General features: G+C 32.8%; 19 protein-coding genes. 15 read left to right on the forward strand and 4 right to left on the reverse strand.

Annotation, left to right across the window (positions count from 1 at the left end; translation table 11 throughout):
• The first annotated feature begins 8 nt into the window (after positions 1–8).
• The 8 genes from IW18_RS15150 to argH all read left to right on the forward strand — a co-directional run bounded on the left by IW18_RS15150 (position 9) and on the right by argH (position 8,470).
• Positions 9–1,148: an aspartate aminotransferase family protein gene (locus IW18_RS15150; RefSeq protein WP_041518799.1), complete on the forward strand. Its 1,140-nt coding sequence runs from the start codon at positions 9–11 to the stop codon at positions 1,146–1,148.
• A 106-nt stretch (positions 1,149–1,254) separates the two neighbouring features.
• Positions 1,255–2,448: a glutamate-5-semialdehyde dehydrogenase gene (locus tag IW18_RS15155; RefSeq protein WP_041518735.1), complete on the forward strand. Its 1,194-nt coding sequence runs from the start codon at positions 1,255–1,257 to the stop codon at positions 2,446–2,448.
• Positions 2,449–2,638: 190 nt separating this feature from the next.
• Entirely contained in the window at positions 2,639–3,400 is a 762-nt protein-coding gene (gene proB, locus IW18_RS15160) for a glutamate 5-kinase (RefSeq protein WP_041518736.1), read from the forward strand.
• Positions 3,401–3,508: 108 nt separating this feature from the next.
• Complete coding sequence (locus IW18_RS15165) at positions 3,509–3,898, forward strand: GxxExxY protein (protein WP_041518737.1); 390 nt, start codon at positions 3,509–3,511, stop codon at positions 3,896–3,898.
• Positions 3,899–3,992: 94 nt separating this feature from the next.
• Positions 3,993–4,940: an N-acetylornithine carbamoyltransferase gene (locus IW18_RS15170; protein ID WP_041518738.1), complete on the forward strand. Its 948-nt coding sequence runs from the start codon at positions 3,993–3,995 to the stop codon at positions 4,938–4,940.
• A 104-nt stretch (positions 4,941–5,044) separates the two neighbouring features.
• Entirely contained in the window at positions 5,045–5,818 is a 774-nt protein-coding gene (argB, locus tag IW18_RS15175) for an acetylglutamate kinase (protein ID WP_041518739.1), read from the forward strand.
• A gap of 211 nt (positions 5,819–6,029) precedes the next feature.
• Entirely contained in the window at positions 6,030–7,100 is a 1,071-nt protein-coding gene (locus tag IW18_RS15180; protein WP_041518740.1) for a M20 family metallo-hydrolase, read from the forward strand.
• 89 nt (positions 7,101–7,189) lie between these two features.
• The gene (argH, locus tag IW18_RS15185) at positions 7,190–8,470 is read left to right on the forward strand and encodes an argininosuccinate lyase (protein ID WP_041518741.1); all 1,281 of its coding nucleotides are present in this window, start codon (positions 7,190–7,192) and stop codon (positions 8,468–8,470) included.
• A gap of 74 nt (positions 8,471–8,544) precedes the next feature.
• On the opposite strand, the gene IW18_RS15190 is transcribed toward argH, so the two are convergent.
• Positions 8,545–9,600, reverse strand: coding sequence for a pectate lyase family protein (locus tag IW18_RS15190; protein ID WP_052480178.1), 1,056 nt, complete (start codon positions 9,598–9,600; stop codon positions 8,545–8,547).
• A gap of 223 nt (positions 9,601–9,823) precedes the next feature.
• Between IW18_RS15190 and IW18_RS15195 the strand changes: the two genes are divergently transcribed.
• Together IW18_RS15195 and IW18_RS15200 are read left to right on the forward strand one after the other, a co-directional pair.
• The gene (locus tag IW18_RS15195) at positions 9,824–10,822 is read left to right on the forward strand and encodes a DUF2157 domain-containing protein (RefSeq protein WP_041518742.1); all 999 of its coding nucleotides are present in this window, start codon (positions 9,824–9,826) and stop codon (positions 10,820–10,822) included.
• Positions 10,819–11,982: a hypothetical protein gene (locus IW18_RS15200; RefSeq protein WP_041518743.1), complete on the forward strand. Its 1,164-nt coding sequence runs from the start codon at positions 10,819–10,821 to the stop codon at positions 11,980–11,982. The genes IW18_RS15195 and IW18_RS15200 overlap by 4 nt, the downstream gene beginning before the upstream one ends.
• A gap of 108 nt (positions 11,983–12,090) precedes the next feature.
• On the opposite strand, the gene ytxJ is transcribed toward IW18_RS15200, so the two are convergent.
• Complete coding sequence (gene ytxJ, locus IW18_RS15205) at positions 12,091–12,480, reverse strand: bacillithiol system redox-active protein YtxJ (RefSeq protein ID WP_041518744.1); 390 nt, start codon at positions 12,478–12,480, stop codon at positions 12,091–12,093.
• Positions 12,481–12,687: 207 nt separating this feature from the next.
• Here ytxJ and clpB point away from each other — a divergent pair, with 207 nt between their 5' ends.
• The 4 genes from clpB (at position 12,688) to IW18_RS15230 (ending at position 18,436) form a co-directional block, all read left to right on the forward strand.
• Positions 12,688–15,291, forward strand: a complete 2,604-nt coding sequence (gene clpB / locus IW18_RS15210) for an ATP-dependent chaperone ClpB (protein WP_041518745.1) — start codon at positions 12,688–12,690, stop codon at positions 15,289–15,291.
• Positions 15,292–15,724: 433 nt separating this feature from the next.
• Positions 15,725–16,615, forward strand: coding sequence for a DUF808 domain-containing protein (locus IW18_RS15220; protein WP_041518746.1), 891 nt, complete (start codon positions 15,725–15,727; stop codon positions 16,613–16,615).
• A gap of 332 nt (positions 16,616–16,947) precedes the next feature.
• Entirely contained in the window at positions 16,948–17,358 is a 411-nt protein-coding gene (locus IW18_RS15225) for a hypothetical protein (RefSeq protein ID WP_041518747.1), read from the forward strand.
• Positions 17,359–17,548: 190 nt separating this feature from the next.
• Positions 17,549–18,436, forward strand: coding sequence for a carbon-nitrogen hydrolase (locus tag IW18_RS15230; RefSeq protein ID WP_041518748.1), 888 nt, complete (start codon positions 17,549–17,551; stop codon positions 18,434–18,436).
• A 73-nt stretch (positions 18,437–18,509) separates the two neighbouring features.
• On the opposite strand, the gene IW18_RS15235 is transcribed toward IW18_RS15230, so the two are convergent.
• Both IW18_RS15235 and IW18_RS15240 read right to left on the reverse strand, forming a co-directional pair.
• Positions 18,510–19,778, reverse strand: coding sequence for an OmpA family protein (locus IW18_RS15235; protein ID WP_041518749.1), 1,269 nt, complete (start codon positions 19,776–19,778; stop codon positions 18,510–18,512).
• Between the two features lie 221 nt (positions 19,779–19,999).
• On the reverse strand, positions 20,000–21,520 hold the full coding sequence (locus IW18_RS15240) for a choice-of-anchor I family protein (RefSeq protein WP_041518750.1): 1,521 nt from the start codon (positions 21,518–21,520) through the stop codon (positions 20,000–20,002).
• 188 nt (positions 21,521–21,708) lie between these two features.
• On the opposite strand from IW18_RS15240, the gene IW18_RS15245 reads away from it, so the two are divergent.
• Positions 21,709–22,749, forward strand: coding sequence for an agmatine deiminase family protein (locus IW18_RS15245; RefSeq protein WP_041518751.1), 1,041 nt, complete (start codon positions 21,709–21,711; stop codon positions 22,747–22,749).
• Positions 22,750–22,914: the final 165 nt, after the last annotated feature.

Genomic DNA, 22,914 nt, shown 5'->3' on the forward strand with positions numbered 1-22,914 from the left:
ACAAGAAAATGAATTTATTTAACGTATACCCACTTTATGATATAACACCTGTAAAAGCATTAGATTGCACTATTACAGACAATAACGGAGTGGAATATTTAGACTTATATAGCGGACATGGTGTAATCTCAATTGGCCATACGCAACCAGATTATGTAGAAAAACTAAAAAATCAACTAGATAATTTAGGATTTTACTCAAATGCTATTCAGAACCCTTTACAGGTAGAATTAGCTCAAAAATTAGGTAAACTTTCAGGATTAGAAGATTACGAATTATTTTTGTGTAGTTCTGGAGCTGAAGCAAATGAAAATGCTTTAAAACTAGCTTCTTTTCATAACGGAAAATCAAGAGTTGTTGCTTTTGATAATTCTTTTCACGGAAGAACTTCTGCTGCTGTTGCCGTAACAGATAACAAAAAGATTGTAGCGCCAATTAATGCACAGCAAGTTGTTACTTTTTTACCTTTAAATCAAATCGATTTAGTCGAAGCTGAATTAGCAAAAGGAGATGTTACAGCAGTAATTATTGAAGGAATTCAAGGAGTTGGAGGTTTAGATCAGGGAACAACAAAATTTTTTCAGGCTTTAGAAAAAGCATGCAAAAAACACGATGTTGTTTTGATTTTAGATGAAGTACAATCAGGATACGGAAGAAGCGGAAAATTCTTTGCATTTCAACATCACGGAATCAACGCCGACATCATTTCAGTTGCAAAAGGAATGGGGAACGGATTTCCGGTTGGAGGAATTTTAATTTCGCCAAAATTTGAAGCAAGTTTCGGATTATTAGGAACTACTTTCGGCGGAAGCCATTTATCTTGTGCAGCTGGAATTGCAGTTCTTGATGTAATTGAAAAACTGGATTTACAAAAAAATGTAAACGAAGTTTATGAATATTTCTTAGAAAAAATTAAAGAAGTTCCTGGAATTAAACAAGTAAAAGGAAAAGGTTTGATGCTTGGTGTTGAATTTGATTTTGATGTTGCAGCTTTAAGAAAAAAGCTAATTATCGAGAAACACATTTTTACAGGAAGTGCAAACAACAAAAATCTGTTAAGAATTTTACCTCCATTAACGGTAAAAAAATCTGATATAGATACGTTTGTAAAAGCTTTAAAAGAAAGCTTGGAAGAACTTAAAAATTAAATTACTGTAAAGTCAAACCTGACGGGCTCTTAAAACCCGTCAGGTTTAAAATATAAGTTTCTAAAAAGAAACAACCAAAAAACAACCAACCAACCAACTATAAATTATGAATCCATTATCAATTGAAAAACGTAATCTGGTTTTGCGGACTATGGCAAAGCTTGTCGAACAGGAGCGAAATGAAATTATTCTTACCAATCAAGAAGATTTACTCGCATACGATGGTTCGGATTTAGCAATGGAAGAACGCTTGAAAGTAGATGATAAAAAAGTTGATGAGATGATTTTATCCTTAAACCAATTAGCTTGTCAAGAAGATCCTGTTGGAGTAGAACGTTTTAGTTTTGTTCATGATAATGGAATAAAAGTCATAAATAAAACAGCAGCTTTCGGAACGATTTTAATTATTTATGAATCTCGTCCGGATGTTACAATCGAAGCGGGTGGAATTGCTTTTAAATCTGGAAATAAAATTTTATTAAAGGGAGGAAAAGAGTCATTAAGATCTAATTTGAAAATTGTTAGTCTTTGGCATAAAGCTTTAGAAGAAAATGGAGTTTCAAAAGAATGGGTGGAGTATTTAAACTACAATCGTTCTGAAATACAGGCTTTTTTAGAAAAACCAACTCAAAAAGTCGATTTAATAGTTCCGAGAGGAGGAGAAAAGTTGATTGAGTTTGTAAAAGCACATGCAACTTGCCCTGTAATTGTTAGCGGACGTGGAAATAATTTTGTTTACGTTCATGAAAAAGCAGATACAGATTTGGCTTTAAAAATAATTTTAAATGCTAAAACCTCTAAAATATCAGCTTGTAATGCAGTCGATAAAGTTTTAATAGACTCTAAATTACCCAATTTTGAAGGTTTTGTAGCTATTTTGATCGAGGAGTTAAAAGAGTTTAAAGTTGAAGTAATCGTTGATGAATCTTTAAAAAGCTTTGAAGATACTGAGACACTTCAAAATGAAGATATTTGGTACGAAGAGTTTTTAGATTATAAAATTGTTATCGGAACAATTGATTCTGAACAAAATGCAATCGAAAAAATAAATAAGTATTGCGGAGGACACTCTGCAGTAATTATAACGAAAGATGATAAAGCTGCACAAGAATTTATGGATGCCGTAGATACTGCAGCAGTTTATCAAAATGCATCAACACGTTTTACAGATGGTGGACAATTTGGTCTGGGCGGAGAATTGGCGATAAGTACTGATAAATTACATCAAAGAGGACCAATTGGACTTCAGCATCTTGTAACCAACAAATGGTATGTTTACGGAGAAGGACAGGTAAGATGATTTTAGAGTTCAGATTTTAGATTGACGATTAACGATTTTTGATTTCAGATTCATTGGAATTTTAAGTTTGGAATTTATTTAAAGACAAAGCTTTACGTCCCGAGGCTTCGGGATAGTGTTTGTAAACACAAAGAATGTTAAAAAACCTTGCGCACTTTGCGGTTAAAAAAATCGCAGCAAAACAACAACAATGGGTAAGAAACGGATTTTATTAAAAATAGGAAGTAATACTTTAACCAAAGAAACGAACCATATTTCGCGGGGAAAGATTGAAGATCTTGGAATACAGATTGCGGCTTTAAACGACGAATATGAGTTTATCATAGTGAGTTCGGGAGCAATTGCGGCAGCAAAGCAATTTGTAAAACTGGATAATCAAGATAAAGATGTTTTTGTGAAACAAGCCTTGGCTTCTATTGGGCAGCCTCATTTAATGCGGATTTACAATGAAAACTTTAAGGATTTAGGATTAAATACTTCGCAGTGTTTACTTTCTTATTCTGATTTCGAAAAAGAACAGACCAAAAAGAACATTGTAAATACAATCAATGTATTGGTTAAAAACAATTACATTCCGATTATTAACGAAAATGATACCGTTGCCACAGATGAAATCAGGTTTGGTGATAATGATAAATTAGCGGCTTTGACAGCAGTTCTCTTAAATGTTGATATTTTGATAATTGCCACCAATACAAACGGAATTTATACCAAAGATTCTATTCATAATGAAAATCCGGAAACTATTAAATTAGTAAATGATTTAAAATCATTAGAAAAAGAAATAGGCGAATCAAAATCATCACACGGAACGGGAGGAATGCAATCGAAAATAGAAGCAGCCGGAATCGCAAAAGCAGCAAATATCGAAACTTGGATTGTAAACGGATTAAATGATAATTTTATTTTAAAGGCTTTGAAGGATGAAATTCCTTTTACTAAGATTGTGTGATATTGAACGCGGATGACACGGATTCGCTATCGCGAAGACGCGGATAGAAACGGATTTTATATTTGAGTTTAATTTTATTGTAGTATATTTCATTCAAAAATTAAGATTATGAAATTATTGCATCAAGAGCTGACCGATATTATCATCAAAACTTTTTACGAAGTTTATAATGAATTAGGGCACGGGTTTTTAGAAAGAGTTTATCAAAATTCCTTGTATTTAGAATTGAAAAATAAAGGTTTGTATGTTGAAGCTCAAAAGAAAATTAAAGTTTATTATAAAGGAATGGAAGTTGGAGAATATTATGCCGATTTGATTGTGGAAGATTTAATAATTTTGGAATTAAAGGCAGCAACTTGCATAGTGCAAGAATTTGAAAATCAAATTTTGAATTATTTAAAAGGCACAAACTGTGAAGTCGGTTTACTTCTAAATTTTGGAACAAAACCAGAATTTAAACGGAAAATCTTCGAAAACAGTAGAAAATTAAGAATATAAAAACCCGCGTTAATCTGCGTCTTCGCGATAGCGAATCAGTAAAATCCGCGTCTATTTTTTATACATCAATAAGAAAAACAAAAAGCAAAAAGACATGAACTATATTTCAATAAAAGATATTGACTCATTATCAAAATGGGTAAAAAGCGCGATTAAAATCAAAAAGAACCCGCTTAAAAATCAAAAATTAGGTAAAAATAAAACATTAGGAATGTTATTCTTCAACCCGAGTTTAAGAACGCGTTTGAGTACTCAAAAAGCGGCTTTAAACTTAGGAATGAACGTTATGGTGATGAACTTCACCAACGAAGGTTGGACATTAGAGTTTGAAGACGGAGCAATAATGAATTCCGGAGCTTCAGAGCATATTAAAGAAGCGGCAGAAGTAGTTTCTCAATACTGTGATATTATTGCAATCCGTGCTTTTGCTGGTTTGGTTGATAAAGAAAAAGATTATCAGGAAACCGTAATCTCTGGATTCTTAAAGCATGCAACCGTGCCAATCGTAAACATGGAAAGTGCGGTTCGTCATCCAATGCAATCTTTGGCGGACGCCATTACAATGGAAGAATACAAAACAAAGCATAAACCAAAAGTTGTTTTGTCTTGGGCGCCACATCCAAAAGCCTTACCACAAGCCGTTGCAAATTCATTTGTAGAAATGATGCAAATGCAAAAAGATATGGATTTTGTAATCACGCATCCGGAAGGTTACGAACTAAGTCCAGAAATTACGAAAGACTGCAAAATTGAATACGATCAAAACAAAGCCTTCGAAAATGCCGATTTCGTTTACGTTAAAAATTGGAGTAACTTCAACGATTACGGAAAAGTAACCAACTTAGATCCAACTTGGACAGTTACAGCCGAAAAAATGGCTTTAACCAACAACGGAAAATTCATGCACTGTCTTCCAGTTCGTCGTAACGTAATTGTAAGCGACGAAGTTTTAGATGGAGAAAATTCAATCGTAATTCAGCAAGCGAATAACAGAACGTATTCGGCACAATTAGTTTTACAAAAGATTTTGAAGAAATTGTAAATAAAGGTACGAAGGCTCAAAGCGACAAAGGTTCAAAGGTTTTTAAAAACCATCGTAAAAACCTTTGTTCCTCTGAACCTCTGAACCTCTGAACCTTTAAAGAAATGAACGTATCAGTAATAAAAATAGGTGGAAACATCATCGACAATCCAGCAGAATTAGAACAATTCTTAACTGATTTTTCTAAAATAGAAGGCTATAAAGTTTTAGTTCATGGTGGAGGAAAATCGGCTACAAAAATGGCTCAAAGTATTGGTTTAGTTCCTCAAATGATTGACGGACGCCGAATTACTGATGCTCCAATGCTGGATGTTGTAGTAATGATTTACGCTGGACAAATCAACAAACATATTGTGGCACAATTGCAGGCAAAAGATAATAATGCAATTGGTTTTTCTGGTGCCGACGGAAATTTGATTCAGTCAACCAAAAGAAATCATCCAACAATAGATTACGGATTTGTAGGCGATGTAAAGCAAGTTAATACCAATTTATTAGCCACTTTATTAGAAGCTGGAATTGTTCCAGTTTTCTGTGCTATTACGCACGACAAAAACGGACAATTATTAAACACAAATGCTGATACAATTGCGAGTGAATTATCAATTGCATTGTCTGAAGTTTTTGATGTTACGCTTACATATTGTTTCGAAAAGCAAGGAGTTTTGCAAGATTCAGAAGACGATTCATCTGTAATAACAGAAATTAATGAAACATTATACAATAAACTAAAAGAAGAAAAAGTAATCCATTCCGGAATGATTCCAAAATTGGATAACTGTTTTAATAGTTTATCAAGAGGTGTGCAGAAAATCAAAATTGGACATCATAAAATGCTCCAAAATGCTGATGTTCTGCATACAACGATTACATTATAAAAGATATAGCTATAGATTAAAGATTATTAGGGTTGAAAATCAGTGAAAATCCTTTAATCTGTGGCAAAAAAATAGAATTGCACAGTACTTTTAAATATTAATTTAAGAAATTTGCGCAAATAAAATTTCTGGCTAAGATCAACAAAGCAATAGTAAAAGCTTGAAAAAAACTTAGAACCTCAGAAACTTAGCACCTCAGTACCTAAAAAAAATGAAAAATATTGCAACGCTTACTCAGGAAGCAATTAGTTTATTAAGAAGCCTGATCGAAACACCTTCATTTTCAAGTGAAGAAGATCAGACGGCACTTTTAATAGAAAATTGGTTCAATCAAAATGAAATTCCTTTTAAAAGAGAAAACAATAATGTGTGGGCTTTCAACAAGTATTTTGACGAAAATAAACCAACACTTTTACTAAATTCACACCACGATACTGTAAAACCAAATCAAGCTTATACCAACGATCCTTTTAAAGCAATCGAAAAAGAGGGCAAATTATTTGGTTTAGGGAGTAATGATGCTGGCGGATGCTTGGTTTCATTATTAGCAACTTTTGTACATTTTTACGAAAATAAAAACCTTTCGCATAATATTGTGATTGTGGCTTCTGCCGAGGAAGAAAGCAGTGGAAAAAACGGCTTAAATAGTGTTTTAAAACACTTACCAGAATTAGATTGTGCAATTGTTGGAGAGCCAACTTTAATGCAATTAGCAGTTGCCGAGAAAGGTTTACTAGTTCTTGACGTAAAAGTAAAAGGAACAGCAAGCCATGCTGCGCATCAAAATGACAATAATGCCTTATACAAATCAATTCCGGTAATGGAATGGTTTAAAAACTATAAATTCGATAAAATTTCAGATGTTTTAGGTCCCGTAAAAATGACTGTAACGCAAATCAATGCTGGAAAACAACACAATGTAGTACCGTCAGAATGTGATTTGGTTGTAGATATTCGTGTAACAGATCGTTATACAAATGCCGAAATTCTTGAAGTAGTAAAAGCCAATGTAAATGCCGAAGTAACGCCAAGATCAATGCATTTAAATGCATCATCTATTCCAGTTGTACATGGTTTAGTTCAGGCAGGAATTGCTTTAGGAAGAACAACTTATGGTTCGCCAACACTTTCAGATCAATCAGTTTTAAGCTGTCAGTCTTTAAAACTTGGGCCAGGAGAAACATTACGTTCACATTCAGCAGACGAATTTATTTTCATCAACGAAATTGAAGAAGGAGTCGATTTGTATATTAAAATACTAACAGATTTCTTTAAATTATAGAAAAGAAAAACCGCCACGAATTCACGAATTATTTTTATAATCTTTGAATATATAAATTCGTGAATTCGTGGCGAAAAAAAACATCACCTATGAAACTTTGGGAAAAAGGAATACCAACAGACAAGCAAATCGAACATTTCACAGTTGGAAACGATCGTGAACTAGATTTAGTTTTAGCAAAATACGATGCTTTAGGTTCAATCGCACATGCCAAAATGTTGGGACAAATTGGTTTATTGACTCAGGAAGAAACAACTTCTCTAGTTGATGCATTAAACGAAATCATTGCTGATGTTGCAAAAGGGAATTTCGAAATCGAAGATAGTTTTGAAGATGTACATTCTAAAATAGAGTATTTACTCACTGTGAAACTTGGCGATGCAGGAAAAAAAATCCATACAGCACGTTCACGTAACGATCAGGTTTTAGTAGATGTTCATTTGTATTTAAAAGACGAATTGAAAGCTTTAAAAGAGCAAGTAAAAACATTGTTTGATTTGTTGATGGAATCGGCAGAGAAACATCAAAACGTTTTATTACCAGGATATACGCATTTGCAAATTGCCATGCCGTCATCATTCGGAATGTGGTTTTCTGCTTACGCCGAAAGCTTAATTGATGATGTAACGATGTTAAATGCCGCTTCAAAAATTGTAGATCAAAATCCTTTAGGGTCTGCGGCAGGTTACGGAAGTTCATTTCCAATCAACAGAACATTTACAACGCAGGAATTAGGTTTCGAAACCTTAAAATTCAATGCAGTTGCGGCACAAATGAGCCGTGGAAAGGCAGAGAAAACTGTAGCATTTGCGATGGCAAGTGTTGCAGGAACTTTATCAAAATTTGCCATGGATGTTTGTTTATACATGAGTCAAAACTTTGATTTTATTGGTCTTCCTGCACATCTTACTACAGGTTCAAGCATTATGCCACACAAGAAAAATCCTGATGTATTTGAATTAATTAGAGGAAAATGCAACAAGATTCAGGCGCTTCCTTATGAAATTACTTTGATCACGAATAATTTACCAAGTGGTTATCATAGAGATTTACAGCTTTTAAAAGAAGGTTTATTTCCAGCGCTTCAGAACCTAAAAGCATGTTTAGATATCGCTATTTTCTCTGTAAAAGATATCACTGTAAAAGACAATATTTTAAAAGATAAAAAATACGACTATTTGTTTACGGTGGATACTTTAAACGAAATGGTTGTTGCGGGAATGCCATTTAGAGACGCATACAAAGCCGTTGCAGAACAATTAGAAGCAGGAACGTATCAATCTCCAAAAGAAACAAAACACACGCACGAGGGGAGTATCAATAATTTATGTCTTGATGCTATTAAAGATAAAATGAAAGCCGCTTTTTAAAAGCATTTTCATCATAAAAAAAAAGCCGATTTGTATTCAATACAAATCGGTTTTTTTATGCAATAAAGTTATATTTAACTTTTACAGCTTGAAGAAATTACTCCTAGAGAACTTACTTGAAGTGTAGCTCCAGCGCCACAAGATTTATTGGCAACAAATTCTTCTACTTTTCCAAGAGGAATAGTAGTATAAGAATAAGTTGGTTTGCTTACTGCCGTACCAAAATCCATTGAACCTTTACGACAATGATCGAATACAATTCCAACCGTTCCGCCGTCAGTACTAATATATTCTTTAAAAACTTTGTCTACTTTTGCAAAATCAGTGCCTTCAACATAACAAGTAGAGTTTTTCGCTCCACCGCCTAAACCAATAGCTAGAGAACCAGATTCTGAAGTATTGTAATAACAATTTAAGATATGGATTTCGGCATTTCTGGCACGAGGCATTCTTTGTTTACATCCATTTCCCCAATAACAATTTTTAAAAGTTATGCTATAGTGACCATCAGCAGGAAAATCATTTTTTCCAGAACCAATTAAATTGCTAAAACTATGATCATCAGCTCCTCCTGAACCTCCAGATTTTGGAGCTTTTAGATAAGTAAACTTGCACCATGAAATAGTGACATTATCTGCTTTTCCTTTATTGTCAAAATTTCCATCCTGACCATCCTGAAACTCACAATGATCAACCCAAAGATTTGTACAATCAGCCGTTAAATTATCTTGACCATCAATATCATATGATCCAGGGCCAATAAAAACTAAATTTCTAATGATTACATTATTTGAACCTGTTTTTAGATATAGAATTCCAGCTCCAGGATTGGATTGGTTTTCATTAATAAGTTTAGCGCCAGACAATCCAATAATAGATTTGTTCGAAACTATTTGTTGTATCGGTTTACCGCTTGGAATTATAATTGTTCCTGATACTAAAATTACCGCAGGAACGGGCAATTTAATTTTTGCGAGTAAATCGTCGTAAGATGAAACTGTAACCGGAGTTGAAGTTCCTCCACCTGTAGTTGCTGCACCAAATCCCTCAGGAGTTGTCAAGTAATAATTTTGCGCAAAAAGATTCGATATACTCAATACGAAAAAGAGTAGTAAAAGTGTTTTTTTCATTTTGAAAAGTCTGTTTTGTGGTTTTTGTTTAGATAGTTTAATGTAATCGATTACACGAATTTAATTTATTAAAGTTTACAAACAATAATTTTACCAAAATATTGTAAAAGGTCTTAAAAAATTATAAAATTCTAATTTAATTTAATAAGTTTATTTTTACTCTTAAAGTTTTAATCAGACAAAAAAAGAGTATTTTTGATTTGTACGTTTATAAATTTGAATTATGAATAAGTTTGACAACCAAGCCACTGAAGCGCTTCTGGAAAGGAAATTAATTACAGAAAATCAATATCAGGAAATTACAGTTTATCGAAGTTTAAATATTTTTTCCTTAAATGCCGAATTGAAGTTTTTTCTCTATTTATCAGTTTTGCTTTTTACTTCGGGAATTGGAGTTTTAATTTATAATAATATTGATACAATTGGGCATATTGCAATTCTTTCGATATTATTAATTGTTATTGGAGTTTGTTTTTATTTTTGTTTTAAAAACTCAAAAGGTTTTCAAAAATCAGAAGTTAAATTCGAGCATCCCGTTTTAGAATATTTGGTTTTAGCGGCAAGTATTCTAACTTGTATTTTTATAGGGTATTTACAATTTCAGTATAAACCTTTTGGGACACATTATGGTTTGGCTACTTTAATTCCCACTTTAGTGAGTTTCTTTTGTGCTTATTATTTTGATAATAAAAGCGTTCTTACTATTGCAATAACAGGTTTGGCAGCTTATGTTGGACTTTCGGTAACACCTCAGGATTTGTTAAATAATAATAATTTTTACTCTGATCAGAGTTTAAGTTATTCTGCAATAATGTTGGGTGTTTTACTTGTTTTATGGACAATATATAGTTCGAGAATTCAACTAAAAACGCATTTTAATCTAATCTTTCTAACCTTTGCTTTGCACATTATTAGTATCGCATCAATTAGTAATTTAATAAATGATTATTATGGTATTTGGCTAATTTTTGCCTTCATCTTGGCAGGTTCATCTTATTACTTTTATAAAGTTAGCCATGATCTAAAAGCAATTTCGTTATACGTTTTTATGATTGTTTACGCATACATTGGCTTTAACATATTTTTGTTTAGAGTTTTTGAACATATTGATTTAGCAGATATTTGGATGTTGCTGGTTATAAGCCTTCCTGCTTATTTTATAGGTTCTATAATACTATTTATTAAATTGATTAAAACCTTTAATAAACAAATTGCAGCATGATAGTATACGATAAAAGATTATTAGATAATTTGGTTTTGGTTGAAGAGGCAAAATCATTGGAATCAGCAGGTTTTATTAGTAAAGAACAAAAAGATCTAATTAAAAAAGAGTTGCCAGCTTTTAAAAGACAAAGCAATATTTTGGTGCGCTTAGGTTTTTTTCTTTTGGGAGCATTTTTGTATTTGTCTATATGTGGTGTTATCTCATTATTTGGACTAAGTGGAGAGAGTTTATTTTTTGATATCTGTTGTTATATTTTTGCTATTGCAGGTTTTGCTGGGGCAGAATTTTTAGCACATCAAAATTATTATGAACATGGATTAGATGATGCTTTTATTTTAGGAGCAATTTTAAATGTGGGATTTGCTATTGCTATTACAACAGAAGGATATGAATTGATTATTGCCATTTTTGTAGCTTTAGCTTCTTTTGTACTGTATAGAAGATATTTGCATTTACTATCGTTAGTGATTTTTTGTTTAGCAGCTTCGGCAGTTTTATTTTATGGATTATTTGAGTTCGGGAGCATCGGAAAAGCAATTTTGCCTTTTGTAGCAATGTTAGTTTCGGCAGGATTTTACTTTTTTACAAAAAAAATAATCAGTAATCTAAAAGATAGTTATTATTATAAAGGTCTTTTAATAGCTAACAGTTTTTGCTTAATCCTATTTTATCTTTCTTGTAATTATTTGGTTGTAAGAGAACTTTCAGCAATGCTTCTTGGTATTGAAATTCTTCCGGGTAAAGATATTCCATTCGCTATTTTCTTTCATGCTTTTACTTTAGTAGTTCCTATTCTTTATTTGGTTCAGGCAATAAAAACAAAAGACAGAATTATGCTTTGGATAAGCTTTTTAGCCATTGGGTTTTCTATTTATACTATTCGTTTTTATTATTCGGTTTTGCCAATAGAAGTGGCGTTAACAATTGGGGGATTAGTTTTATTTGCAATCGCCTATTTTTCAATAAAGAAATTGAAAGATAAAGAAACAGGATTGACTTTTAAACCAGATAGAATCAATAATTCGAATGCATTATTAAATGCCGAAGCTTTAATTGTCGCTTCAACATTTGGACTAAAACCAGAAGTTAAAACAGAATCTCCAATGGATTTTGGTGGAGGTGGTTTTAGCGGAGGAGGTTCAGAAGGAAGTTTTTAATTAATTGTAAATGGTTAATTATGAATTGAAAAATGATAGGAAATAAAAAGTGAGATGTAAATTTTATATTTTTTACATCTCACTTTTTACAAATAGCATTTCACAAATTTATACTTTCTCTTTCAAAGCTACTGCATCAATGTCGCTGTGGGAAACATCATAAACAGCTTTACCATTTTTGATTAAAATAAGTTGTGGAGATTCGTGATAAACATTAAATCTTGAAGCAATTTCGTTTGAGATGTCTCTGTGTGCAATTAGATCAAGAAAATAAGCATCTACAGTTTCATTTAAATCAAACTCGCGCTCAAATTGCTTCAAAGCCATACGGCTAATACTACATCTTGTGCTGTGTTTGAAAATTACAACTGGTTTTACATTAGATATTGCTTCAATTTCCATCAATTGTGCGATATCTGTTAATTCTGTCCAATTTAAATTGCTTTTTGGTGTATCTGTATTCTCTGAATTTCCGAAGATTGAATTTAAAAAACTCATATTTGACGTGTTTTATGACTTTTTGTCGTTTAAAATGGATTAAAAATCAATTTTTAACGACATTTCGTCTGTATTTTTAGTATGGAATATAATTTGAATGTTCTTTAGCAAAGTTATATCATTTAAAGTTAAAAACTTAAAACAATAAGTTGTAATTTTAGAGTTACCCAAATTAGTAAGTAAAATCAACCATAAAACCACAGACATATGAACATAAATAAATTTACAATAAAGTCGCAAGAAGCCATTCAGCTGTCACAGCAATTGGCTCAACGCAACGGACAGCAACAAATAGAGAACGAGCACATTTTTAAAGCTATTTTTGAAGTAGACGAAAATGTTGCACCGTTTATTTTGAAAAAACTAAATGTAAATGTTCCGTTGTTTTTACAAATATTAGACAGTACAATTGAGAGTTTTCCAAAAGTTTCGGGAGGAGATATTCTACTTTCCAGAGACGCTAATAAAACATTGAATGAAGCGGAAATCATTGCTCAAAAAATGAACGACGAATATGTTTCGATCGAGCATTTAATTTTAGCAATTTTCGATTCAAAAAGTAAAGTTTCTCAGATTTTAAAAGATCAGGGAGTTACAGGAAAAGGACTTAAAGCTGCAATCGAAGAACTTCGTAAAGGAGAAAGAGTAACTTCGGCTTCAGCAGAGGAAAACTATAACTCATTAAATAAATACGCTAAAAATTTAAACGAGTTAGCGCGTACAGGAAAACTAGATCCTGTTATTGGTCGTGACGAAGAAATTCGTCGTGTATTGCAAATTTTAACGCGTAGAACCAAAAATAACCCAATGTTAATTGGAGAACCGGGAGTTGGTAAAACAGCAATTGCCGAAGGTTTAGCGCACAGAATAGTTGATGGTGATGTACCAGAAAACTTAAAAGATAAAATCGTTTTCTCACTTGATATGGGAGCACTTATTGCAGGTGCTAAATTTAAAGGAGAATTTGAAGAAAGATTAAAAGCAGTTGTAAAAGAAGTTACTTCTGCAGAAGGTGATATTGTTTTATTTATTGATGAGATTCACACTTTAGTTGGTGCGGGTGGAGGAGAAGGCGCAATGGATGCGGCTAATATCTTAAAACCAGCTTTGGCTCGTGGTGAGTTAAGAGCCATTGGTGCAACAACTTTAGATGAATATCAAAAATATTTTGAGAAAGATAAAGCCCTGGAACGTCGTTTCCAAAAAATATTAATTGATGAACCGGATACAGAAAGTGCGATTTCGATTTTACGTGGAATCAAAGAAAAGTATGAAACACATCATAAGGTTCAAATAAAAGACGAAGCGATTATTGCGGCGGTTGAGCTTTCTCAACGCTATATTACAAATCGTTTTTTACCGGATAAAGCGATCGATTTGATGGATGAGGCAGCTTCTAAACTGCGTATGGAAATCAATTCAAAACCAGAAGAATTAGATGTTTTGGATCGTAAAATCATGCAGTTAGAGATTGAAATCGAAGCCATCAAACGCGAAAAAGAAGAGAGCAAGCTTAAGATCTTGCACATGGAGTTGGCAAATCTGAAAGAAGATCGTAACGAAATTTACGCGAAATGGAAATCAGAAAAAGATGTTGTTGATGGAGTTCAAGCCGTAAAACTAGAAATAGAAGATTTTAAATATGAAGCAGAACGTGCTGAACGTAATGGTGATTATGGAAAAGTTGCCGAAATTCGTTACGGTAAAATCAAAGAAGCACAAGAACGTCTTGATGCTTTATTGAAACAATTACAAGAATATCAACAAGGTAATTCTTTGATTAAAGAAGAGGTTACTCGTGAAGATATTGCAGAAGTTGTAGCAAAATGGACAGGAATTCCTATAATGAAAATGCTTCAAACAGAAAGAGAGAAATTATTGCATCTTGAAGACGAATTACACAAACGTGTTGTGGGTCAGGAAGAAGCAATCGAAGCTGTGAGTGATGCAGTACGTCGAAGCCGTGCAGGATTACAAGATATGAAAAAACCAGTTGGAACATTCCTGTTTTTAGGAACAACCGGAGTTGGTAAAACAGAGCTTGCAAAAGCGCTTGCCGAATATCTTTTTGATGACGAAAATGCTATGACGCGTATCGATATGAGTGAGTACCAAGAACGTCACAGTGTGAGTCGTTTAGTTGGTGCACCTCCAGGATATGTGGGTTATGACGAAGGTGGTCAATTGACAGAAGCCGTTCGTAGAAAACCATATTCAGTGATTTTGTTAGATGAGATTGAAAAAGCGCATCCAGACACCTTTAATATCTTATTACAAGTTTTAGATGAAGGTCGTTTGACAGATAACAAAGGTCGTTTGGCCGATTTTAAAAATACAATTATCATCATGACTTCTAACATGGGAAGTCAGATTATACAAGAGAAATTTGAAAATTTAAAAGGCGGTGTTGAAGCTGCAACAGAAGCAGCTAAGGTCGAAGTTTTAGCGTTGTTGAAACAAACAGTTCGTCCGGAGTTTATAAACCGTATCGATGAAATTGTAATGTTTACACCTTTAACTGTCGATAATATTTCTAAAATTGTGAGTTTACAACTTAAGAGTGTTACAAAAATGCTTGCCTTACAAGGTATTGCTATGGATGCAACTCCAGAAGCAATTAAATACTTGTCAGACAAAGGTTATGATCCACAATTTGGTGCAAGACCAGTAAAACGCGTGGTTCAAAGAGAAGTGTTGAATCAATTGTCAAAAGAGATTTTGGCAGGAAACATCACTACAGACAGCATCATTTTATTAGATGCTTTTGATGGGCAATTGGTATTTAGAAACCAAACCCATAATGAAAAATAATTTTTTTTTGGTTTTAATATTTAAAGGCACTAGCGGAAACGTTAGTGCCTTTTTTTTTGAACATATAATTGAAATCTAAGAATGATATAACTTTTTATTAAAGTAATGTAAAGTAAATTCTTTTTTAATTTTGATCTTTACATTTTAATAATCAATTATTTAAAGCAAATACTAACATAAAACGAAAAGACATGAACAATATTTTTAGAGGATTAATAGCAGGTTACGGTGCAAAAAAATTAGGTGGTGGATGTTTTGGTACCATTTTAGTTTTTATAATTATATGGGTACTTTTAGGACAATGCAGTTAATTTTTAGAAAAAAAATCAACAAAAAAGTCTTAGATTCGCTTGCGTAAATAATTCAAACTCGTAGGTTAAATTGGTTATTGAAAACCAGTGAATTACGATGTTTTTAAAACAAAAGAAATATAATGGCATCAGGGTTTTTCGTACTATTAGATGATATTGCAGCAATTATGGATGATGTTGCTGTAATGAGCAAAGTTGCAGCAAAAAAAACAGCAGGAATTTTAGGAGATGATTTAGCTGTAAATGCCGAGAAAGCTTCGGGATTTGCATCATCTAGAGAACTTCCGGTTCTTTGGGCAATTAGCAAAGGTTCACTTTTAAACAAAGTAATCATTTTGCCAATCGCTTTTTTATTAAGTGCTTTTTTTCCAGTTGCGATCATTGTAATTTTAGTAGCGGGAGGACTTTTTCTAGCTTATGAAGGTGCCGAGAAAATTTTCGAGTTTTTCTTTCCGCACCAACATGAAGAATCAGAAGGAATAACAAATAAAACTTTTACAGAAGAAGAAATTCTGGAAGCTGAAAAAGGCAAAATAAAGTCGGCAATCGTAACTGATTTTATTTTATCAGTCGAAATCGTAATTATAGCTTTAAGTACCGTAGTTGGAAAGCCTATTTTACAGCAAATCACTGTAGTATCCATAATTGCAATAATTGCAACAATTGGTGTTTATGGTATTGTTGCACTTATTGTGAGAATGGATGAAGCTGGTTTCAAGCTGATTCAAATTAGTAAAAAAGACAAAAGTTTTTTAAAATTTGTTGGAAACATATTAGTAAAAGCGCTTCCGTTAGTTATTAAAAGTTTGACAGTAATTGGAACAATTGCTTTATTATTAGTTGCTGGAGGGATATTTGTACATTACATTCCTTATTTTCATCACGTAGTGCCTACAATAAATCTACCTGATATAGTAAAAGAATTTGTAGTTGGTTTAGTATTAGGATTTGTAGTTTTAGGAGTTGTAAATCTGATCAAAAAAATACTTCCAAAGAAAACCGTTACAGAATAAAAAGCTAAATATAATTTTATAAAACACCAGTCGAAAGGCTGGTGTTTTTTTTTGGAGCAAACACAATCATTTCATTAAACCAAAAGTCCCGTTATCCACTACATCTTTTCCTTGCTGGCAGCAGCAAGAAAAAGGATACCGTTTCTACCGGGGCTAGGCAAGAAATTTTAGTTTTTAGAAAAAATATTAATTAAAATATGATTTTTTTAATGGAGGTATGAGTTTGATTTATAATTGTTTAAAGTTTTTGATAAAACATTTAACATTTTGTCAAAGCAACCAAACGAATGTATTGACATCTTCATAGTATTAACAATTAATAATTATTTTATATGAAAAATTTTAAGTTTAAATCAGCTTTAGTAGTATTATTTTTATCAACTGTATTAATTTCATGCAGTAATGACGATGATAAAGTAGTTGATAATGGAACTACAAAAGCAGCTTTGGCAACAGAAGTTAAAGGACCAGCAAACGGAAAAGTTAACGAAGAACTAAGTTATGATGTAACTTTTATAGTAGATAATGCTTGTGGAGAATTCAGTAAAATAAGCGAAGTAACAATTGGAACAGAAAAAGGATTGCAAGTAATAGCAAAATATCCTGCTGGAGTTTGTACACAACAAGTTCCGGATCCTTTAAAAACAGTTTACAAATTCAAATCTGCAACAGCGGGAACTTTCGATATCAAATTCAAAAAATCAGAAACTGAATTTGTAACAGCAAAAGTGGTTATTGAATAGTTTGATTCTTGATTGATAAGTTTTGGTTATAAAACCATTTTACAGAGATTAATTTTTAATTGATGTAAAATGGTTTTCTTTTTAATATCACTTTGGTGAATTTTGACTTGCTTTCAAGTTCTTAAACCACAATAACGAAACTTTGCCATTCCTTTAAAAATTACTATTTTTGCACTCTAAATTTTATGTCATGCCGAAAAGAAAGTATAAAATCGCCGTTATTCAATTAAATCTTAACGACGTTGCCGAAAATAATCTTAAAAAATGTATCAGTTGGGTAAAAGATGCTGCCAATAAAGGCGCTGAAGTTATCTTGTTACCTGAATTATATAGTAGCCATTATTTTTGTCAAAGCGAAGATGTTGATAATTTTGCTTTAGCAGAGCCACTTTACAGTACTTCATTTATTGCTTTTAGCGAATTGGCAAAAGAATTAGGAGTAGTGATCATTGTTCCTTTCTTCGAAAAAAGAATGGCAGGTATATATCACAATAGTGCATACATTATTGATATAGATGGAACAGAAGCTGGATTATACCGTAAAATGCACATTCCGGATGATCCGCATTTCTACGAAAAATTCTATTTCACTCCGGGAGATTTAGGTTTTCAGGCAATTGAAACTAAAAAAGGAAAAATAGGAACCTTAATTTGTTGGGATCAATGGTATCCGGAAGCAGCTCGTATTACAGCGCTTAAAGGTGCCGAAGTATTGTTTTATCCAACTGCAATTGGTTGGCATCCAAAAGAAAAAGAACAATACGGAGAAAATCAATATGGTGCGTGGATGAATGTAATGAAAGGTCACGCTGTTGCAAATGGAGTTTTTGTTGCTGCTGCAAACAGAATTGGTTTAGAAAAATACATTGAAGGAACAGAAGGAATTCAGTTTTGGGGAGCTTCGTTTATAGCGGGACCACAAGGTGAAATTTTAGCTCAGGCTTCACACGATCAGGAAGAAATTTTAATTGCAGAAGTTGATTTAGATCTACAAGAAAATGTACGCCAGAACTGGCCATTTTTTAGAGACAGAAGAATCGATGCTTTTGGAGATATTACAAAAAGAGCGATTGACTAATTCAGTTAATCTATAAATACAAAAAAGGACGAAATTTACATTTCGTCCTTTTTTTATTGAAGTTTTATAGAGATTATTTCACTTGGAAAGTAACTCTTCTTACGATTTGACGTGCTTCTTTTGATTTTTTGTTCACAGAAGTATCTTCACCGTTAGCAATTACATTCAATCTTGAAGAATCAATTCCTGCATTTTCAGCTACTCTTTTTACAGCTTCAGCTCTTTTTCTTGATAAGTCAGTATTGTAGCTTGAACTTCCAATTTCGTCAGCATATCCAATGATATCTGCAGATTTACCAGGATTATTTTTCAAGTATTTCACTAAAAAGTCAACACCAGATAAAGAAGCATTTGTTGGTTTAGAAGAGTTAAAGTCAAAATATACATTAACATATCCGCCATTAATCAATTCCTCAACAGTATTATTAGTTGTTGTGCTTTCGCTACCTTTTTTAACGTAAGTTTTATCTAGGTAACTTTCTAATTCGTCAGGAACACCATTTTGATTGTTGTCAATAGATTGTCCTTTAGTATTTACAGCAACACCAGATATTGTATTAGGTTCTAAGTCATACAAATCTGCAACACCATCTTTATCAGTATCAATAAGATTAGTTTCGATTGTAGTAACTCTGTCTTCTAATTTATTTAATCTTTCATTTTCTTCAGAATACCAGTCAGCATGTTTTGTGTTTTTACCTAAGTAGAAAGTCAAACCAACAGAAGCATTTAATAGTACACCGTCTAATGATCCAGTAGTAGGAACTCCTTTTCCGTCAAAATTATGGTTTTGTCTTCCGTTAACAATACCAGTAAGATCTCCTGTAATAGCAATTCTGTTACTTACTCTAATTTGCCCAGTTAAACCAGCAATACCATGAGCCATATAATCTTTTCCGTCAAAACCACTATCAGAGCTTAATTGCGAAACTCCAAAACCACCATGTGCCAATAAGCCAAAAGTATTAGTCCATGTTTCAAAGTTTAAAGCTCTTCCAAGATTTACAACTCCTTGTAAACTTGCTCTGTAATATTTGCTGTCGAATTCAGGAGTATCATTTTTTTCCTGAAATTGATCGTAACCAACATCTAATTTCAAACCAAATTTAGGGTTAAACATATATCTTACACCTAAATCTGCGTGAAAGGGACTAAGTGATTCAGTAGTATAACCTGGTGTTAATGCTCTCATAGGTTTGTTTACACCACCATTTAATTCAATAGACCATCTATTGTAAGCCGGCGCATCAATTGTAGGTTGAGTCGATGTCGTTGCCATGTTTTGTGCACCTGCAGCAAATGATAATAGCAAAAGTGATACTGAAGCTAAATTCTTTTTCATAATATCCAATTTTAGTTTAATTTCTGATTTTTATAAGCTTTTTCTTTTTAAGCTCATGACAAAATTAGACGACCAATCTTAGATAGTGTTCTATTTGGTCTTACATAATTCCCATATTTTGGGTTTTAATTATGTAAAATCGTTAATAGAATCAGAATTTTTAAGCAAAAAAAAGGGCTAAATATAAATTTAGCCCTTTTTGAATTTTGTAAATGTTAAGGTTAATTTAAATCTGGTTGGTATATTTTTATAGTTCCATCTCCCTCACTACTAACGATTAACAAACTTCTTTTGCTAGGACTTTTAGATGCCGGAATAAAATGAATTCCTTCTGGAGCGTCACCAGTTTTTACAGTTTGTAAATATATTGGCGAAGTAGGATTTGTTACATCATAAGTCATAAAAGCATCCGATCTTTCTAATCCAACAAACAGAATATTCTTACTTCCCATCTTAACTGCAACCACAGCTTCCGGTTCTGAGCCTTTATCGTCGCTGCGTTTATCATCATAAGTTCCTAATTCATTCGTCTTTTTATCCACGTCATTTTTACTATCGTAAACAATTTTACCAGTATTTCCATTCCAAATAGAGAAAGAACGAGCTCCAAAGGCTACTAATTCATCAAGATCTCCATCGCCGTCAGTATCACCCATATCAGCCACTAGATTCAACCTCCCTAAATTAGCATCTAACTTTAAAGTAGCTGCATCAGGAAAAACTGTTGCATCAAGCTTCATGCTTTTCATACGTTTAATGTCTGAGTAAGCAGCATATTCTCTTGCATCACCTTCGTTGGCAGTAACAAAATAAGGAACATTATTAGAAGAAAAATGACTAATACCATCCGGCATAAACATACCTTTTACTTTCCAAGGGTTAAAAGCTATTTTATCGTCAAGGTCACTTACATCAATTGCATTTTCAGCTGTATTGAAATTTTTAAAACCTAACGGATAAATAGCTGTTATCGTTTTTGATGCTATATCTACTTTTGCGACACCATTATTTTCTTGCAAAGTAATCCAGGCAGTTTTTGAATCGTCAGAAATTGTTACGTATTCCGGTTCAATATCCTGAGCAAAGCTTTTTGCAAATTTAGAAACTCTAAAGCCATCTTTTTGTAAAGTAGCCGACTGACTGCTAAATGAAGCAAAGTCTAAAGTAGTAACAGCATAATTATTAGTTACTTCTATAATAGAAATAGTTCCGTTTGGATCTTGCGAGTAATCAGTATTTGGTTCACCTTCATTAGCCGTCATAATATATTTTCCATCAGGCGAAAAAGTAATCATATCTGGCAATGCTCCAACAGTAATTTGTTTTATTACACTATAATCAGTAGTATTAAAAACAACTACTTTACCATTTCCTTGCTTGTTTACAGTCGATTCTAAGGCAACAGCTAATTTTCCGTCGAATACAGCAACACTATTCGAAGCACCTTCAAAAGGAGTTAAATCTATTTTTCCAATTTTAACCGGTTTTGTAGGATCAGACAAATCGATTACATCAATTTGGTTGGTACCACTATTATTTACAGCGAAAAGTTTTTTTGTCTTTTCATCATATGCAGTAATTTCTGCAGCACCTTCGCCACCAATAGTTATAGAACCAATTTCTTTAAAAGTTCCTGGATTTTCGTTTACAACAACTTCATTGTCGTTGTTAGAATTTTCATCATTATTACAACTTACCATAATCGATAAAGCTGCTAAAAGTGAAATACTTAGTTTTTTCATTTTGTGTGTGTTTTATTTTTTTCAAATGTAATTCTCAGATCTTGGTCGTATATTAAGGCTTCATTATTTAATCTTTAACTTAATTTTTAGAAGATAATTTGTCTTAAATTGATTATGATTTAGGTTCAGCTATTTTATAATCCTATCGAATGCTTATCTTTGTACACTTTTAAATTTAGAACCTCTTTATGTCAACAAATAATAGAAGATTTCCAGCAGAATGGGAAAAACAACAAGGAATTGTACTGTGTTTTCCGCATAATGGTAATGACTGGCCAGGAAAATACGAAGCTGTTCAATGGGCTTTTGTAGAATTTATTAAAAAAGTAGCCACTTTTGAAACCGTTTTTTTGGTTGTGGCCGATGAAAAACTAAAAGAAAAAGTTGCAGAAATGTTAGAAAGAGCGAGAGTAAATCTTGCAAATGTTTCTTTCATCATTCATAAAACCAATAGAAGCTGGATGCGTGATTCTGGGCCGATTATTGTAAAAAATGGTTCGAAAAGAGAAGCCTTAAATTTTAATTTTAATGGTTGGGCAAAATATAAAAATTATCAACTGGATAAATTTGTTCCAGGTAAAATAGCCGATTTTATTGATGTTCCCTTAACACAAGTAACCTACAAAGGAAAACCGGTAATTGTAGAAGGTGGCGCGATTGATGTAAACGGAAGAGGAACTTTGTTAACATCGGAAGAATGTTTAATGCATCCAACAATTCAGGTTCGAAATAAAAACTTTACCAAAGAAGATTACGAAGCAGTTTTCAAAGAATACCTTGGAGTTACCAATGTAATTTGGCTTGGAGATGGAATAGAAGGTGATGATACACATGGTCATATCGATGATTTATGCCGATTTGTAAATGAAGATACGATCGTAACAATTGTAGAAACAGATAAAAATGATTCAAATTATAAACCTTTGCAGGATAATTTGAAACGCTTGCAAAATGCAAAATTAGAAGATGGAAAATCTCCAACAATCGTAGCTCTGCCAATGCCTAAACGCGTAGATTTTGAAGATTTAAGATTACCGGCAAGTTATGCTAATTTCTTAATTCTAAATAATTGTGTTCTTGTGCCTACTTTTAACGATAGTAATGATCGTGTAGCTTTAAATATATTGTCAGAATGTTTCCCTGATAGAGAAGTAATCGGAATTAGTTGTATCGATTTTATCTGGGGATTCGGAACATTGCATTGCTTGAGCCAACAGATTCCGGCTTAATTCATATTGTTTGTCATTTCGATGGAGGAGAAATCACACTCGTAAATCGACAAAGATTGGCGACTTTGAGTGCGTCCCGAGGCTTCGGGATAGTGTGATTTACTTCGTCTGTTCGCTATCGCTCGGGTCTCCTCCGTCGAAATGACATTAAATGAGAAACAAAAT

It is taken from the genome of Flavobacterium hibernum, assembly GCF_000832125.1.
GTDB lineage: Bacteria > Bacteroidota > Bacteroidia > Flavobacteriales > Flavobacteriaceae > Flavobacterium > Flavobacterium hibernum.

What these genes read in the sequence shown, in the direction of transcription:
- IW18_RS15150 (WP_041518799.1), top strand. Translation starts at nt 9, where the DNA reads ATGAATTTATTTAACGTATACCCACTTTATGATATAACACCTGTAAAA.
- IW18_RS15155 (WP_041518735.1), top strand. Translation starts at nt 1,255, where the DNA reads ATGAATCCATTATCAATTGAAAAACGTAATCTGGTTTTGCGGACTATG.
- proB (WP_041518736.1), top strand. Translation starts at nt 2,639, where the DNA reads ATGGGTAAGAAACGGATTTTATTAAAAATAGGAAGTAATACTTTAACC.
- IW18_RS15165 (WP_041518737.1), top strand. Translation starts at nt 3,509, where the DNA reads ATGAAATTATTGCATCAAGAGCTGACCGATATTATCATCAAAACTTTT.
- IW18_RS15170 (WP_041518738.1), top strand. Translation starts at nt 3,993, where the DNA reads ATGAACTATATTTCAATAAAAGATATTGACTCATTATCAAAATGGGTA.
- argB (WP_041518739.1), top strand. Translation starts at nt 5,045, where the DNA reads ATGAACGTATCAGTAATAAAAATAGGTGGAAACATCATCGACAATCCA.
- IW18_RS15180 (WP_041518740.1), top strand. Translation starts at nt 6,030, where the DNA reads ATGAAAAATATTGCAACGCTTACTCAGGAAGCAATTAGTTTATTAAGA.
- argH (WP_041518741.1), top strand. Translation starts at nt 7,190, where the DNA reads ATGAAACTTTGGGAAAAAGGAATACCAACAGACAAGCAAATCGAACAT.
- IW18_RS15190 (WP_052480178.1), bottom strand. Translation starts at nt 9,600, where the DNA reads ATGAAAAAAACACTTTTACTACTCTTTTTCGTATTGAGTATATCGAAT.
- IW18_RS15195 (WP_041518742.1), top strand. Translation starts at nt 9,824, where the DNA reads ATGAATAAGTTTGACAACCAAGCCACTGAAGCGCTTCTGGAAAGGAAA.
- IW18_RS15200 (WP_041518743.1), top strand. Translation starts at nt 10,819, where the DNA reads ATGATAGTATACGATAAAAGATTATTAGATAATTTGGTTTTGGTTGAA.
- ytxJ (WP_041518744.1), bottom strand. Translation starts at nt 12,480, where the DNA reads ATGAGTTTTTTAAATTCAATCTTCGGAAATTCAGAGAATACAGATACA.
- clpB (WP_041518745.1), top strand. Translation starts at nt 12,688, where the DNA reads ATGAACATAAATAAATTTACAATAAAGTCGCAAGAAGCCATTCAGCTG.
- IW18_RS15220 (WP_041518746.1), top strand. Translation starts at nt 15,725, where the DNA reads ATGGCATCAGGGTTTTTCGTACTATTAGATGATATTGCAGCAATTATG.
- IW18_RS15225 (WP_041518747.1), top strand. Translation starts at nt 16,948, where the DNA reads ATGAAAAATTTTAAGTTTAAATCAGCTTTAGTAGTATTATTTTTATCA.
- IW18_RS15230 (WP_041518748.1), top strand. Translation starts at nt 17,549, where the DNA reads ATGCCGAAAAGAAAGTATAAAATCGCCGTTATTCAATTAAATCTTAAC.
- IW18_RS15235 (WP_041518749.1), bottom strand. Translation starts at nt 19,778, where the DNA reads ATGAAAAAGAATTTAGCTTCAGTATCACTTTTGCTATTATCATTTGCT.
- IW18_RS15240 (WP_041518750.1), bottom strand. Translation starts at nt 21,520, where the DNA reads ATGAAAAAACTAAGTATTTCACTTTTAGCAGCTTTATCGATTATGGTA.
- IW18_RS15245 (WP_041518751.1), top strand. Translation starts at nt 21,709, where the DNA reads ATGTCAACAAATAATAGAAGATTTCCAGCAGAATGGGAAAAACAACAA.